Annotated in this window: 13 protein-coding genes; 5 read left to right on the forward strand and 8 right to left on the reverse strand. The window is 72.3% G+C overall.

What is annotated here, in order from left to right; genetic code table 11:
• Positions 1-18 precede the first annotated feature (18 nt).
• Positions 19-456 carry a hypothetical protein gene (locus JXZ78_RS24085; RefSeq protein ID WP_157851729.1) on the forward strand — a complete coding sequence of 146 codons (438 nt, stop codon included), beginning with the start codon at positions 19-21 and terminating at the stop codon, positions 454-456.
• Positions 457-580: 124 nt separating this feature from the next.
• On the opposite strand, the gene JXZ78_RS24090 is transcribed toward JXZ78_RS24085, so the two are convergent.
• The gene (locus tag JXZ78_RS24090; protein WP_030023887.1) at positions 581-1,780 is read right to left on the reverse strand and encodes an MBL fold metallo-hydrolase; all 1,200 of its coding nucleotides are present in this window, start codon (positions 1,778-1,780) and stop codon (positions 581-583) included.
• 217 nt (positions 1,781-1,997) lie between these two features.
• Here JXZ78_RS24090 and JXZ78_RS24095 point away from each other — a divergent pair, with 217 nt between their 5' ends.
• Positions 1,998-3,233 carry a hypothetical protein gene (locus JXZ78_RS24095; protein ID WP_157851728.1) on the forward strand — a complete coding sequence of 412 codons (1,236 nt, stop codon included), beginning with the start codon at positions 1,998-2,000 and terminating at the stop codon, positions 3,231-3,233.
• Positions 3,234-3,252: 19 nt separating this feature from the next.
• Here JXZ78_RS24095 and JXZ78_RS24100 read toward each other — a convergent pair whose 3' ends face one another.
• The 4 genes from JXZ78_RS24100 to JXZ78_RS24115 all read right to left on the reverse strand — a co-directional run bounded on the left by JXZ78_RS24100 (position 3,253) and on the right by JXZ78_RS24115 (position 6,898).
• On the reverse strand, positions 3,253-4,623 hold the full coding sequence (locus JXZ78_RS24100; protein ID WP_050502947.1) for an NAD(P)/FAD-dependent oxidoreductase: 1,371 nt from the start codon (positions 4,621-4,623) through the stop codon (positions 3,253-3,255).
• 224 nt (positions 4,624-4,847) lie between these two features.
• Complete coding sequence (locus JXZ78_RS24105) at positions 4,848-5,714, reverse strand: SAM-dependent methyltransferase (protein ID WP_106968909.1); 867 nt, start codon at positions 5,712-5,714, stop codon at positions 4,848-4,850.
• Positions 5,715-5,740: 26 nt separating this feature from the next.
• Positions 5,741-6,028, reverse strand: coding sequence for a DUF397 domain-containing protein (locus JXZ78_RS24110; protein ID WP_030023883.1), 288 nt, complete (start codon positions 6,026-6,028; stop codon positions 5,741-5,743).
• 3 nt (positions 6,029-6,031) lie between these two features.
• Entirely contained in the window at positions 6,032-6,898 is an 867-nt protein-coding gene (locus JXZ78_RS24115; RefSeq protein WP_030023882.1) for a Sco1979 family transcriptional regulator, read from the reverse strand.
• A gap of 112 nt (positions 6,899-7,010) precedes the next feature.
• Between JXZ78_RS24115 and JXZ78_RS24120 the strand changes: the two genes are divergently transcribed.
• Positions 7,011-7,499 (forward strand): ATP-binding protein, encoded by a 489-nt coding sequence (locus JXZ78_RS24120; RefSeq protein WP_238783338.1) that lies wholly within the window; start codon positions 7,011-7,013, stop codon positions 7,497-7,499.
• Between the two features lie 115 nt (positions 7,500-7,614).
• Here JXZ78_RS24120 and JXZ78_RS24125 read toward each other — a convergent pair whose 3' ends face one another.
• A complete protein-coding gene (locus tag JXZ78_RS24125) occupies positions 7,615-8,415 on the reverse strand; it encodes an SGNH/GDSL hydrolase family protein (protein WP_030023879.1) in 801 nt (266 codons plus the stop codon).
• A gap of 347 nt (positions 8,416-8,762) precedes the next feature.
• Between JXZ78_RS24125 and JXZ78_RS24130 the strand changes: the two genes are divergently transcribed.
• Entirely contained in the window at positions 8,763-9,572 is an 810-nt protein-coding gene (locus JXZ78_RS24130) for a tyrosine-protein phosphatase (RefSeq protein WP_030023878.1), read from the forward strand.
• Between the two features lie 49 nt (positions 9,573-9,621).
• Here JXZ78_RS24130 and def read toward each other — a convergent pair whose 3' ends face one another.
• Entirely contained in the window at positions 9,622-10,281 is a 660-nt protein-coding gene (gene def / locus JXZ78_RS24135) for a peptide deformylase (RefSeq protein WP_030023877.1), read from the reverse strand.
• Between the two features lie 106 nt (positions 10,282-10,387).
• Between def and JXZ78_RS24140 the strand changes: the two genes are divergently transcribed.
• Positions 10,388-11,056, forward strand: coding sequence for a winged helix-turn-helix domain-containing protein (locus tag JXZ78_RS24140; RefSeq protein WP_030023876.1), 669 nt, complete (start codon positions 10,388-10,390; stop codon positions 11,054-11,056).
• Here JXZ78_RS24140 and JXZ78_RS24145 read toward each other — a convergent pair.
• Positions 11,053-12,435 (reverse strand): aspartate aminotransferase family protein, encoded by a 1,383-nt coding sequence (locus JXZ78_RS24145; RefSeq protein ID WP_030023875.1) that lies wholly within the window; start codon positions 12,433-12,435, stop codon positions 11,053-11,055. The two genes, JXZ78_RS24140 and JXZ78_RS24145, sit on opposite strands and share 4 nt — an antisense overlap.
• Between the last annotated feature and the right edge of the window lie 10 nt (positions 12,436-12,445).

Consider the following 12,445-nt stretch of genomic DNA (forward strand, 5'->3'; position numbering starts at 1 on the left):
CAGGAGTGCAGACCAGTGGTGGAAATCGATTCGTTCTTCAGGCTCCCGGACGGCACCTTCGTACGGGCGAGTGACTGTGACGTGGTGCCGCCCGACCCCGACTACGTCGAGGGCGCCCTTGAGCTGTCCGTCTACGGGCAAGAACTCATCGGCAAGGACGAGTGGGACTACATCGACGACCTCTGGTGCTACCTCTCCGACATGGTGCCGAAGGTGCAGTCGACGGGTTACGCGGAAACATATTTCCCGGACCAGCCGATCAAGCTCTCTTTCCGGAAGGAAGGCTCCCGGATTCTGGTCACGGCCACCATCGGCAAGGACATCAGGAAGGCGAGCGCCGCGTCGGAGGAGTTTCTGACCGCTGTCCGTCAGGCCGGGCTGGCATTCTTCGACGCGTTGTCGAGACTGCTCCCGGACGAGGACAACGCCGTAGCGCGGAAGGCGCTGTCCTCCTGAACATCAGCGTGGCCCCGCCGGCTCACCGAGCCGGCGGGGCCACGCCATTGCCATGCTTCCTCACCACGTCCGTGACGTGGGTGCCGTCGAGGTGCCAGGTGCCGCCCGACGCTCTCCGCCCGCCTTACCGTGCCACCTCGAAAGCGTCCGCCGACGACGCCCCGGCAGGCCACGACGGCCACCCGTACACCGGCGGCAGGGCCACCGCCCGCCACCACGGGTCCACGATCTGCTCGTCGGCCGGTTCGAAGGGCTTGCCGGGCAGGGGCGCCGCCACCTTCGCGTCGGCCGCGCGCGCTGCCGCGACCGTCCGTTCCACCGGCTCGGACCACGGGTGCGGGGCGAGGTTGAACGTGCCCCAGTGGATCGGCAGCAGGGTGCCCGACGGGGTGCCCCCGGACAGGTCGGCGTGGGCGCGCAGCCCCTCCTCCGGTGTCATGTGCACATCCGGCCAGAACTCGCTGTACGCGCCTATCTGGATCATCGTCGCGTCGAACGGACCGTGCTCGGCACCGATCTCCGCGAAGCCGGGGAAGTAGCCGGTGTCGCCGCTGTGGAAGACGCGGTTCGCGGGACCGGCCACCACCCAGGACGCCCACAGGGTGTGCTGCGGGCCGCGCAGCCCGCGGCCGCAGAAGTGCTGCGCGGGCGTCGCGGTGAGCGTCAGGCCGCCGACGGCCGCCGACTCGTGCCAGTCCAGTTCGGTGATGCGCTCCTCGGGCACGCCCCACAGTTCGAGGTCGGCGCCGATGCCGAGCGGTACGACGAAGCGGGTGCCGGTACGGATCAGGGCCTTGACCGTCGGCATGTCCAGGTGGTCGTAGTGGTCGTGCGAGATCACCACGGCGTCGACCGGGTCCAGGTCCCGCAGCGGGAGCGGTACGGGGTGCAGGCGGCGGGGGCCCGCCCAGGTGAACGGCGAGCAGCGCTCGCCCCAGACCGGGTCGAACAGCACCCGGTGCCCGTCGATCTCGGCGAGCACACTCGAATGCCCGAACCACGTCAGCCGCAGCCCGGAGGCGGGCGGCTCGCCCCAGTCCGCCGCGGTGGGCCGGTGCACGGGGATGCGGCCGACCGGCGCACGGCGCAGCCGGCCCTCGCGGCTCAGTTGCCGGCGGGCCATGGCCAGCCCGCTGCCCCGCGCCATCTGCCGGGTCGGTACGGGGTTGCGGAACTGGCCGTCGGCGAACTGCGGTGATCTCTGTATCCGTGCCAGCCGCTCCCCCGTGGGCCATGCGCCGAAGACGGCGGGGCGGCGCAGCCCGAACCGCTCTGCGGGACGCGGGACGGACGAGGACTCACTGCGGGGTCGAGAGCCGGGCACGGCACCTCCATGGATCGGAGCGGTAGCGCTGTCAACGAGTCGCCGTGCGGTGAACGGACCGCCGGGCTGACGGGTTCCGGCACGCCGGCGTCCGGGCTCCTGGCATCCGCCGCGGACACCACGGCACCCGGACACGACACGTGTGCCCCACGCACACCGAACCACTCGGCCGCTCCCGGCATTCCATGGCGGGCCGTGCGGCCCTTACCGTCGTGGCATGAGCCAGACGCTGCCGCCTGGGCAGCCACCGGACCGCGAAGACGCCCCGGGCGGTACGCCCCTCGGCGGCGGGACAGCACCGTCGGACGGCACGGCACCGTTACCGCCGCAGGGGGCGGCGGGACAGCCGGGGGCCGCGGCTTGCCCCGGTACGGATACGGATGCGAAGGGCCAAGCCCCGGCGCCGGCCATCCTGCCTGCGGACGACCTGCCGGCCACCGGCCCGCCTCCGCCCGGACTGTCCCCGGCCGACCTCCCCCCGCCCGTCGCGCGCGCCGCCCCGCACCTGTCCCGGCCGGGGGTGCGCCTGGTGGCCGTACCCCTGACCGTCACGCTCGGCCTGCTGGCCGTCGCCGCGCTCGGCACCGGGCTCGTCGGGCGGTTCGGTGCCGCCGAGTCGCCGGAGGCACGCGCTTTCACCTCGCTTTTGGAGTTCGACCTGTGGAGCGCCCTGGTCGGTGCCTCGATCGCGCTGTACGCGGCGGTGGCGTACGCGATGGCGTACGCGCTGCACCGGCGCTGGCGCCATCCCGTCGACCGGCCGGCGCCCCGGGCCGTGGCGGTGCTGGTGGCGGGGGCCGTCGTACTGCTGGGCGCCGTCTTCGGCATCCTGCGTTTCTTCACGCCGCCCGGCAGCGTCCCCGTACCGCTCGACGGACTGGCGTGGCGCATTCCGCTGCTGCTCGTCCTGGGGATGCTGGCGGCCGCGCCGGGCGCGGTGGGGCTGTGGGACGTCCAGGTACGGCTGCTGCGGCTGAGCCGTCGGCTGCCCACCGAACCGGACGTCCTGGCGCCGGTGGGGGCGCTGCGGGAACTGCACCGCGGCTGGCGGGACGCGGTGCGCTTCCTGACCGGCGGCAGCCTGATCATCTCGACCGCGGTCGTCGACGCGGGCGCGCTGCGCAACGCCCTGCTGGCGTACGGCGTGCCCGCGAAGAGCTTCCCGGCGTCCTCCGTGCTGCTCTACGGCGCCTTCTTCAGCGTGATGTTCGCGCTGGTCTTCCTGCCGGTCGTGGTGTTGTGGCGGTCGGTCGCCGGGCGGCTGGTCGAGGCGACGGTCCGTATCCCGGAGGCCGACGAGCTGACCGAGGACTGGATCGAGCGCCGGGCGCGGCTGGTGGCCTTCCTGCGCCTGGACGTCTCGCTGCCGAAGGTGCTGGCCCCGGCGTTCGGCATCCTCGCGCCCCTGGCCACCGGCGTGGTCAGCCTGTTCCTGCCGGGCGGTGGCAGGTGACACGCCGTCGGGCGCGCCGTCAGGCCGCCCGTTGCAGCGGTACGACGCCCGTCGGCGGGGCGCTGGCGCCGGGCCGGAGCGGCAGCAGTACGGTCCGCAGCACCGTGCGCGGGGCCATCAGACGGGACGGCGGCGCGGTCAGGCAGGAGACGTCGCGGAACGCGGCGCCGAGGACGGGGTCGACGACGGAGCGGAGGATGAGCCGCTGCACGTACCAGGACATCAGCCGCTCGCCCAGGCCCGAGCGGGCGTCCGCGCCGCTCGCGTACGGACGGTCGGCGCCGATGGCGATCATCCAGGCGGGCTCGGTGGCGCGGGCCACCGCGCGCTGCGCCCGCCGCGCGAGCCCCGGCCGCAGGCCGCCCCCGGATTCCAGGGTGCGGCGCAGCGCCAGGGCGTCCAGCGCGGCGATCGACATGCCCTGCCCGTAGATCGGGTTGAAGGTGCAGTTGGCGTCGCCGACGACGACGAAGCCTTCGGGGACGGCGCCGGGCCGTTCGTAGTGCCGGCGGCGGTTGGCGGTGTCACGGAAGCCGTAGACGGGCGAGACCGGTTCGGTGTGCGGCAGCAGGCCGTGGATGTACGGGTCGCCGATCGTGGCGGTGAAGTCGGCGAAGCCCTGGTCGTCGGTCGGTGGGTGGTGGCCGCGCACTCCCGCGGCGGTCAGCAGCCAGGTGCCGTCCTCGACCGGTACGTACACCGCGCCGCGTGGACTCCCGGGCCAGCCGGGGATGTTGATGCCCATGTCCGGGGCGCCGGCCGGGCCGGTGGGGCGGAACATCCGGGTCGCGTAGGCGATGCCGGCGTCCACGGTCTCCTGGCGCGGGGCGGGGCGGCCCAGTTCGGCGAACCACTGCGGGGCCTTGGAACTGCGCCCGGAGGCGTCGACGACGAGCGCGGCGGGAACAGTCCGCTCCGCCGGGTCCGCTGTGCCGGTGCGGTCGCCGCCCGACCGGGCCCGTACCCGTACGCCCGTGACCCGCCCCGCGTCGCCGGTCAGGCCGACCGCCTCGGTCGCCTCCAGCACCTCCAGGCGGGTCGCCGACGCGGCTGCCGCCCGCAGCACGCGGGCCCGTACGACGCCGTCGATCACCGGGCGGGTGACCGACAGGCACCCGTGGCGGCGTTCTTCGAAGCGGTGCTGCCAGCCCACGGCGGTACGGGTGACCAGGTCGCTCGGCGGGTAGAGGGTGCGGGCCCCGGCGTCGGTGAACGCCTGGCCCGTGCCGGGCAGCAGCTCCTCCAGGGCCCGCAGGCCGCCGCTGAGGAAGACGTGCAGATGACGGGCCTGTGGTACGCCCTTACGGAAGGCGTGTCCCTCGGGATACCGGTCGCGTTCGACAACGGTGACGGTGTCCACGTGCCCGAGCAGGGCGGTGACCACGAGCATTCCGGCGAGCCCGCCGCCGATGACGACCGCGTGCCGCTCCCCAGCCGTTCCGGTGGTCTCTTCCACCGCTGCCCCCGTCCTGCCGCCAAGGCGGCCCTTCAGGTGTGGTGGGCGGCTCTCGCACCACCGGTCTCGCACGGACTCTCACCCTCGGACCGCCGGGCGGCGCTGTCAATCACCACCCTGCGCACTTGGACGCGCGACGGCAGCGGCGGAGCGCGTCCCTACTTCCGGCCCACCCCGCCGTAGAAGATGATGTTGTTCAGCTCCGCCGGTCCCGGGGCCGGACCGTCCGGGCGCCACAGCGGCACCCGCACCACGCCCGGCTCCAACAGCTCGAACGGCCCGAAGAGCGGCTCGATCTCGCTCCTGGTCCGCAGGTTCAGGGTGGCGGTCGCGTTCTTGTAGACGTCCAGCACGCCGTCCCGCGCCCGTTCGTCCGTACGACCCTGTTCGTACGCCTCGTACGGCTCGCCCGTGGCGTGCGACAGGACGAGCACGCTGCCGGCGGGCAGCGCGCGGGCCAGGGTGGCGACGATCCCCGCCGGGTCCTCGTCGTCGCGGACGAAGTGCAGGACGGCCACCAGCAGCAGGGCCACCGGCTGGTCGAAGTCGATCAGTTCGCGCACGGTCGGGTGGTCGAGGACCGCCTGCGGGTCGCGCACGTCGGCCAGGACGAAACCCAAGTCCTCGCTGGTGGCCAGCCGCGCGCCCGCGTGCGTGGCGACGATCGGGTCGTTGTCCACGTAGACGACCCGTACGCCGGGCGCCGTCTCCCGGGCCACCTCGTGGGTGTTGGGCGAGGTGGGGATGCCCGTACCGATGTCGATGATCTGCCGGATGCCGCCGGCGACCACCTCGCGCACCGCGCGGTGCAGGAACGCCCGGTTGGCGCGGGCGCTCAGCCGCACCTGCGGGTGCACCTCGATGACGCGCTGCGCGGCTTCCCGGTCGACCTCGTAGTTGTCCCGGCCGTCCAGGTAGTAGTCGTACATCCGGGCGGGGTGCGGCTTGCTGGTGTCGATCTCCTCGGCCTTGAAGGCCGCCGCGTCCTGCAGCCCCTGCGAGCCGTCCTCGTCCCACGAGCCCATCACGGCCCGGGAGAATTCCGTGTCCGTCACGCCGTCCTCCGGTCGGTTCCGCAGCCGCAGCCGCACGGCGCGGCGGTGAGCAGGAAGTCGGCGGCGCCGGCCTTCGCGCCCTCGATGAAGCTCTTGATCTCACGGTGGGTGTAGATCAGGGCCGGGCCGCCCGGGTCGGTGGACTGGCGCAGCGCCACCCGCCCGTCGCCCAGGCGCAGCGCCTCGACGCACTCGCCGCCGTTGCCGCCGCTCCACGGCTTGTGCCAGCCGTCGCTGCCCAGCTCGGTGGCGGGCATGCCGTTGTAGATGCGTATGCGATCCATGGTTCAGATCTCCTTGCGAAAGCCGCCCAGAAGGGCCTCGGTGGTCTGGGCCGGCGCGGCTTGCGCGCACATCCGGTCCAGTGCCTCCAGGAACTGCGAGACGTCGTCGCGCTGGTCGAAATAGACGGCGCCCACCAGGTTCTCCGCGTACGCGATGTCGGGCAGTTCCGGGATCGGGAAGCGGAAGATGTGGAACGGCCCGTACATCGAGGGGTGCGGTCCGGCGGCGAACGGGATGATCTGCAGCCGGACGTTGGGCAGGGTGGTGGCCTCGGCGAGGCGGGCGATCTGTTCGCGCATCACCCGCGGGCCGCCGATCGGACGCCGGAAGACCGTCTCGTCCATGACCACCCAGAGCATGGGGGCGTCGGGACGGGTGAGCAGCGACTGCCGTTCCAGGCGCAGCGCGACCGCGCGGTCGATCTCCTCCCGCGCCGCGTGCGGCATACCGGCGCGCAGTACGGCGTGGGCGTACTCCTCGGTCTGCAGCAGCCCCGGCACGTAGTGGGGCTGGTAGCCGCGGATGAGGTTCGCCTCGCTCTCCAGGCTCACGTAGGCGCTGAACCACTCGGGCAGCACGTCGCGGTAGTTGTGCCACCAGCCGGGCCGGTTGGCCTCGCGCGCGAGCTTGAGGAAGCCGTCGATCTCTTCCTTGCCGGTGACGCCGTAGGTCGCCAGCAGCTTCTCCACGTACGGGATCTTGAGGCCGACCTCGGCCTTCTCCATGCGCCGTACGGTGGCGTGCGTGACATCGAGCGCGGCGGCCGCCTGCTCGTAGGACAGCCCCGCCTTCTCGCGCAGGTCCTGCAGCCTCTTGCCGAGCACCACCCGCAGGACGGTCGGTGCGCCACCCGACCGTGCTTCCGCCACTTCTGATCCCCTCCCACCACCAACATGAGTGATCAGCAGTGTGTCATGCCGTCAGCAGAGCGAACAGACTGCGCTTGCGATTCTGCAAATTACACATTGATCCTTGCCATCGGTGACCAACATCGCACATAGTTGCGGAGTGGCTTCCTCCAACAACGCTCCTTCGTTAGGGCGCTGTGGCGGCTTCGTCGCCGAGCGTCTCCGGGACGCGTTCCACTTGCCGGCCCGCCGCACCTCCGTACCGGAGGCGCGCAGACGCGTGATCGCCGTGCTGCACGAGTGGGGCGCGGCAGAACAGGTCTGTGACGACGCCGAGTTGGTGGTGTCGGAGCTGTTCACCAACGCCGTACGGCACACCGACAGCGAAAAGGTCGACTGCGAACTGATGGTCGTCGGCGCCTTCCTGCGCCTGGAGATCACCGATCAGGGCCGGGGCGACTCGGCGCCGCACGTCCAGCCCGGCAGCGTGGACAAGGAGTGCGGCCGGGGCCTGTTCCTGGTGGGCGCCCTCTCCGAGAGCTGGGGTGTGCGCCCCGACCCGTCCGGCCGCGGCCGCACCGTCTGGGCCGACCTTCCCTACGGACCCGCCACCGCACACTGAAACCGCCGCCCGCGCCTGAACGGCGGGCGGCGGTGTGGCACGGCCGCTTCTCTTCCCGCGGCCCGCGCCGCCGATGCGGCGGCTGCCGCTCCCCCTTCCACGGCTTTCGCCGCCGCTACAGCGGGAGCAGGTCCGGCCGCTTCGGCTCCACATGGTCACCGGAGGACTCGCCGCGCAGCCGGCGGCCGATCCACGGCACCAGATGCTCCCGCGCCCAGTGGATGTTGTCGCGGCGCGCCTCGGCCGCGGTGCGCTCGGCCTCCGGCGGCCAGGCCTGGTCCGGGTCGGCCGGGACGTCGAGGCCCAGCACCTGCGCGGCGCGCAGCGCCACCCGGGTGTGCCCGTCGGGCGACAGGTGCAGCCGGTCGTCACCCCAGGCCCGCCGGTCCTGCACGGACTTCAGCGACCACAGGTCCAGGACCGGGCAGTCGTGCCGGTCGGCGATCGCCCGGACGTGCGCGGTGTACGTCGCGATCTTGCCGCGCAGATGCCGCAGCACCGGCATGCCACGGGTGTCGAACCCGGTGCACAGCAGCACGGTCCCGACCTCTTCCCGCAGGTCGGCGACGGCCGCCTCGTACCGCTCGGCCACCGCGTCCGGGTCCGAGCCCGGCCGCAGGATGTCGTTGCCGCCGGCGCAGAACGTCACCAGGTCGGGGGCCAGCTCCTTGGCCCGCGGCACCTGCTCCTCCACGATCTGGTCCAGCAGGCGTCCGCGGACCGCGAGGTTGGCGTAGCGGAACTCGCCCTCCGCGCGCCGGTCCGACAGCAGGACCGCCAGCCGGTCCGCCCAGCCGATGTACGCCCCGTCACGGCCGGGATCCCCGACTCCTTCGGTGAAGCTGTCGCCGACGGCTGCGTACGACCCGATGGCGCCACGTGCGCCACTGCTCATCTTCTTCGAATCGTCTGCCACGTCAGGACATACTTCACCCCGGGAAGTGACTTACGCCACCGTAACCAGGGGTTGACGTGGGGTGATTAATGCCACCCGGTCAAATTCTGATCAAGTCGGAATAGAAAATGAGGAGGATAAACGGCTTTTTTCGGTCGTTTGTCTGGGTGTGGACGTGGCTGGGCGACGTCGAACGGGCGGCGGCCGACGGTTCGGCGACCACGTCGCGCGCACCGCTCCGGCACCCCTCCGGCACCGCCGCGGAACCGGCCGTCACCGGCCTGATTGCGGGCTGCACCGATGTCGTATCGTCAAAGTGGCCCGCCTCGTCGACGAGCAGCGTCGGCGGCCGATCCCGAGGAGCGCCCGTGACGCAGCAGACCCCGGAGGTCCCGTCGACCGACGCCGAACTCGCGGAGGTACGCAACTTCCGTGACGTGGGCGGGTTGCCGACCGTGGACGGGCGCCGGGTGCGCACGGGCCGGCTGTTCCGCAGCGGGCACCTGGCGGCGGCCACCGAGGCGGACGCCGCCTTCCTCGCCGGTCTCGGGCTGCACACGGTCTTCGACTTCCGCAACGCCGCCGACATCAAGCTGGAGGGCCCCGACGTCGCGCTGCCCGGCGTACGGAACGTCAACATCCCGCTGACCGACCCGGCCGACGGCGCCGAGTTCTGGGCGATGGTGCGCGACGGCGAGCTGGGCCACCTGCGTACGGCGCTGGGCGACGGCAAGGCGGCGGGCCGGATGGCACAGACCTACCGCCACATCATCACCACCCGCACCGCCGACCACAGCCGCGTCCTGCACGCGCTCGCCGAGGGCAGCGTCCCCGCGCTCATGCACTGCGCCGCCGGCAAGGACCGGGCGGGCCTGTCCGTCGCCGTCACGCTGCTCGCGGTCGGCGTCGAGCCGGAGGCCGTCGAGGCCGACTACCTGGAGTCCAACGCCGCGCACCGCCGGTACAAGGTGCGCCGCTCCGACACCTCGGCGGTGGGCATGTCCCCCGAGGTCATGGAGCTGCTGGCGCCGCTCTTCGACGCCCGCGCCGAGTACCTGTCCGCGGCCCTCGACGCCATCGGGACGACCTGGGGCTCGACGGAGGCGTACTTCAGCGAGGGCCTGGGACTGTCCCCCGAGACCCGCGAGCGGCTGCGCTTCCAGCTTCTGGAGGACTGAGCCGCCCACGGCCGGCCGCGCGCCTCCCGCGGCCGGCCGCCCCCCGAGGTCACTTGCCCAGGCGCGCCGCCATCTCGGCGCGCCGGGCGAACCTCTCCTCCTTGGCCTCCGCCATCTCCCGCAGCGCCGTCTTGCGCTCCCGGGCGGCGAGCCGGTCCAGGTAGAGGTGGCCGCGCAGGTGGTCCGTCTCGTGTTGCAGACACCGGGCGAAGTACCCCCTGCCCTCGATCACCAGGGGATTGCCGTCCTTGTCGTGGCCGCGTACGACGGCGCGGTCCAGGCGGGGCACCACCCGGTAGGGGCCGGGCACGGACAGACACCCTTCGGGCTCCTCGACCAGCCTGCGGTGCTCGGCCGGCACCTCGTCCAGCACCGGGTTGGCGATGTGCCCGACGTGGCGCACGCCCCAGTCGTCCGTCATGTCCCACACGAACAGCCGGAGATCCACGCCGACCTGGTTGGCGGCGAGTCCCGCCCCCTCCGCCACCTGGTTGGTGGCGAACATGTCGTCGATCAGGCGGGCGAGCTCCGGTGTGCCGAAGCGGGTGACCTCCCGGCACGGGCGGTGCAGCACCTCCTCGCCGACCACGGTGATGCGGCGCACCGCTCCCCGCTCCACCTCCGGCGCGAGCCGCGGGTACGCGTCCACGGGCTCGCCCTGCACCCGTACCCGGCGGTCCTGCGGGGTGTCACCGAAACCGACAGTCATGAAGTATCAACGCCTTCCGCGCATGCCTGCCGACGGCCGGGGCGAATCCCCGGCCGTCGGCAGATCAGCTTGACCGAACGCTTTGCAAAGTAGCACCCTTTGCAAAGTGAGCGACGAAGAACCCCGAGCGGCATCCCCCGGACCGCCGGCGCACCGCGCCCGGCGGTCACTCCCGGACCATCCCGTACGCATCGCCCTGCTGGACCTGCTCGCCGAGGCCGGCACCGTCACGTCCACGCAGGCCGCCGCCCGCCTGGGTCACAGCTCCGGCCTCTGCTCCTTCCACCTGCGCCAGCTCGCCCGGCACGGCCTCATCGAGGAGGTGCCGCACACCGGCGGACGGGCCCGGCCGTGGCGGCTCCGGTGGGACGCCCCGTCCGGACCGGCGGGACGGAACGAGCGGCCCGGAAAGGCCCGGGAGCCCGAAGGGCTCGGACAGGCCGGACAGTCCCAGCAGACCGGCCCGGCCGGGCAAGCCGCGCCGGAGCGCTTCGACGTCCTCGCCCGCAACCTGGAGGACGAGAGTTACCAGCACTGGCTGGCCCACCGGGACCAGGCACCGCCCGAGTGGCGGCACGACGCGTCGTTCAGCGAAGTGGTCCACCTGACCCCGGCGGAGACGGCCGAACTCGCCGCCGCCGTCCGCGCCCTGCTGGCCCCGTACCGCGAACGGAACCGGGAGCCCGCCGCCCGCCCGGCGGGTACGGCCGCGGTGGCCGCGGTCACCAGGCTGTTCCCCCTGCTGACCGAGGCCCCCGCGAAGCGTCCGCGTTAACGCGCCTGAAGGGCCTGCTTCATCAGCGTCCGGCCGAAGTCCCACATCAGGCCGCCACCCTGGTGCGCGTCGTCCATCACCTCCGTGAACGCCGTCACGAACCGGTCCACCTCCCGCTCCCCGATGATCAGGGGCGGGATCAGCTTGATGACCTCCAGGTGATCGCCGGAGACCTGGGTGAGGATGCGGTGGCGCTGGAGCAGCGGCACCACGACCATCTGGGCGAACAGGCCCTTGCGGGCGGCCTGGAGCATGGTCCAGTGGCCGCGCAGTTTCAGGGACTTCGGGCGGCCGAACTCGATGCCGATCATCAGGCCGCGGCCGCGGACGCCGTGCAGCAGCTCGTACCGGTCGACGAGGGCGGCCAGCTTCGTACGGAGCAGGTCGCCGGTGTGGCGGGCGTTGGCGACGGTCTGCTCGTCCTCCATGACCGTCAGGACCGCCAGGCCGGCGGCCATCGCCTGGGCGTTGGCGCCGAAGCTGGCGGAGTGGACGAGGACGCGGTCCATGGAGGAGTAGACCTTCTTGAAGATCCAGTCCTTGCCGAGGGTCGCGCCGACCGGGACGTAGCCGCCGGAGAGCGCCTTGGCCACGCACACCAGGTCCGGTTCCACGCCGTCCTCGTGCTGGTAGGCGAAGAAGTCGCCGGTGCGGCCCAGGCCGGTCTGCACCTCGTCGGCGATGAGCAGCGCCTTGTGCCGGTGCAGCAGTTCCTGGGCGGCCCGCAGGAAGCCTGGAGGTGTGGGGTGGACGCCCTTGCCCTGGATCGGCTCGACGATGAAGGCCGCCACGTCGCCGCGCCGCAGCTCCCGTTCCAGCGCGTCCAGGTCGCCCATCTCGATGCCGGTGTCCGGCAGCAGCGGCGCGAAGCCGTCGCGGAAGCCGTCCTCGCCGTTGACCGACAGGGAGCCGGTGGTCAGGCCGTGGAAGGCGTGGGCGCAGTACAGGACGCGGGGTTTCCCGGTGGCGTAGCGGGCGAACTTCAGGGCGGTCTCGACGGCTTCCGTACCGCTGTTGCCGAAGAAGGCGCGGTCCAGGTGGGGTGTGTGGGACAGCAGTTTCTCGGCGAGCAGGCCGGGCAGCGGCTGGCAGTCGAAGCGGGTGAGGTCGGCGAGCTGGGCGTCGAGGACGTCGTGCAGGGCCTGCCGGACGACCGGGTGGTGCCGGCCCAGGCCCATCACGCCGAACCCGGCCAGCATGTCGAGGTATTCCTGGCCGTCCGCGTCCCAGAAGTAGGCGCCTTCGGCCCGTTCGTAGACCTTGTCGAAACCGATGGTGTGCAGCATCCGCGGCAGTTGGTGGTTGACGTACCTGGCGTGCAGGTCGTAGCGCTCGGCGCCGCGTTCGGCGAGCAGCTTGGTCAGGTCGAATCCGGTCACGAGCCGTTCT

It is taken from the genome of Streptomyces monomycini (genome assembly GCF_022271435.1).
GTDB lineage: Bacteria > Actinomycetota > Actinomycetes > Streptomycetales > Streptomycetaceae > Streptomyces > Streptomyces monomycini.

What these genes read in the sequence shown, in the direction of transcription:
- JXZ78_RS24095 (WP_157851728.1), top strand. Translation starts at nt 1,998, where the DNA reads ATGAGCCAGACGCTGCCGCCTGGGCAGCCACCGGACCGCGAAGACGCC.
- JXZ78_RS24100 (WP_050502947.1), bottom strand. Translation starts at nt 4,623, where the DNA reads ATGCTCGTGGTCACCGCCCTGCTCGGGCACGTGGACACCGTCACCGTT.
- JXZ78_RS24105 (WP_106968909.1), bottom strand. Translation starts at nt 5,714, where the DNA reads ATGGGCTCGTGGGACGAGGACGGCTCGCAGGGGCTGCAGGACGCGGCG.
- JXZ78_RS24110 (WP_030023883.1), bottom strand. Translation starts at nt 6,028, where the DNA reads ATGGATCGCATACGCATCTACAACGGCATGCCCGCCACCGAGCTGGGC.
- def (WP_030023877.1), bottom strand. Translation starts at nt 10,281, where the DNA reads ATGACTGTCGGTTTCGGTGACACCCCGCAGGACCGCCGGGTACGGGTG.